Genomic DNA, 1,357 nt, shown 5'->3' with positions numbered 1-1,357 from the left:
ACCCCGGCGAGCAGCTCCGCCTCCGCCGCGGCCCGCTGCGCCGCGCGCGCCCGGCGTGCCGCCTGGTCCACGACGACGCTGACGAGCACCGCGATGACGACGTACAGGACGAGCGCGAGGGCGTGCAGCGGATCCGCGATCGTGACGGTGAACAGCGGCTCGACGAAGAGGAAGTCCAGGGTCAGGCCGGAGAGGACCGCGGCGAACAGCGCGGGGCGCAGCCCGCCGACCAGTGCCACCACGACGACGAGCAGCTGGTAGGCGAGCACGTCCGAGGTGATCGACGCCTCCGAGCGCAGGGAGAACAGGAGCCAGGAGAGCAGCGGCCCGCCGACGAGCGCGATCGCGAACCCGAGGATCTGCCGCCGCCACCCCAGCGCGCCGCCGGTGACCCGCGGGAGCCGGCCGTGTCCGCCCGCCGCGGCATGCGTCACGATGTGCACGTCGATCGCCCCGGCCCGGCGGATGACCTCCGCCCCGATCCCCGGGCCGGTGAGGGCCGCGGCGAACCGGCCCCGGCGGCTCACGCCGATCACGAGCTGCGTCGCGTCCACGGACTGGGCGAACTCCACCAGGGTCCGCGCCACGTCGTCGCCGACGAGCTGGTGCATCGTCCCGCCCAGGGACTCGACGAGGCCGCGCTGAGCCGTCAGAGCGCCCGGCGCGTCCGCGCGCAGGCCGTCCTGCGTGGACACGTGCACCGCGAGAAGCTCACCGCCGGCGGCGCGGGCGGCGATCCGCGCTCCGCGTCGCAGCAGCGTCTCCCCCTCCGGGCCCCCGGTGAGGGCGACGACCACGCGTTCCCTGGTTTGCCACGCGCCGTCGATCCCGTGCTGGCTGCGGTACGAGCGCAGGGCGCTGTCCACCTCGTCGGCCAGCCACAGCAGGGCGAGCTCGCGCAGCGCCGTGAGGTTCCCGAGGCGGAAGTAGTTCGACAGCGCGGCGTCGATCCGCTCGGCCGGATAGACGAGACCGGCGGACAGGCGGTCCCGCAGCGACTCCGGCGCCAGGTCGACGACCTCGATGCCGTCGGCGGCCCGGACCACCTCGTCGGGCACCGTCTCCTGCTGGGCGATGCCGGTGATCTTCTCCACGACGGCGTTCAGGGACTCGATGTGCTGCACGTTGACGGTCGTCACCACGTCGATCCCGGCGTCGAGGAGGTCCTGGACGTCCTCCCAGCGCTTGGCGTGCCGGGAGCCGGGGGCGTTCGTGTGCGCGAGCTCGTCGACGAGCGCGAGCTCCGGAGCCCGGGCGAGCACGGCGTCGAGGTCCATCTCGTCGAGCACGACGCCGCGGTGCGCGACCGTCCGCCGCGGGACCTCCTCCAGCCCCTCGGCCTGCGCGCGCGTCGCGG

General features: G+C 74.6%; 1 protein-coding gene. It reads right to left on the bottom strand.

All coding sequences use genetic code 11. The features are described from left to right. Positions 1-1,357 (bottom strand): sensor histidine kinase (locus tag MR1_RS19110; protein ID WP_157518415.1); only part of this gene is annotated, 1,357 nt, incomplete at both ends.

The sequence above is a fragment of the Microbacterium resistens NBRC 103078 genome (assembly GCF_001552355.1).
Lineage (GTDB): Bacteria > Actinomycetota > Actinomycetes > Actinomycetales > Microbacteriaceae > Microbacterium > Microbacterium resistens.
The sequence above is the reverse complement of the archived record's forward strand: the minus strand, read 5'-3'. Positions and strand labels throughout refer to the sequence as shown.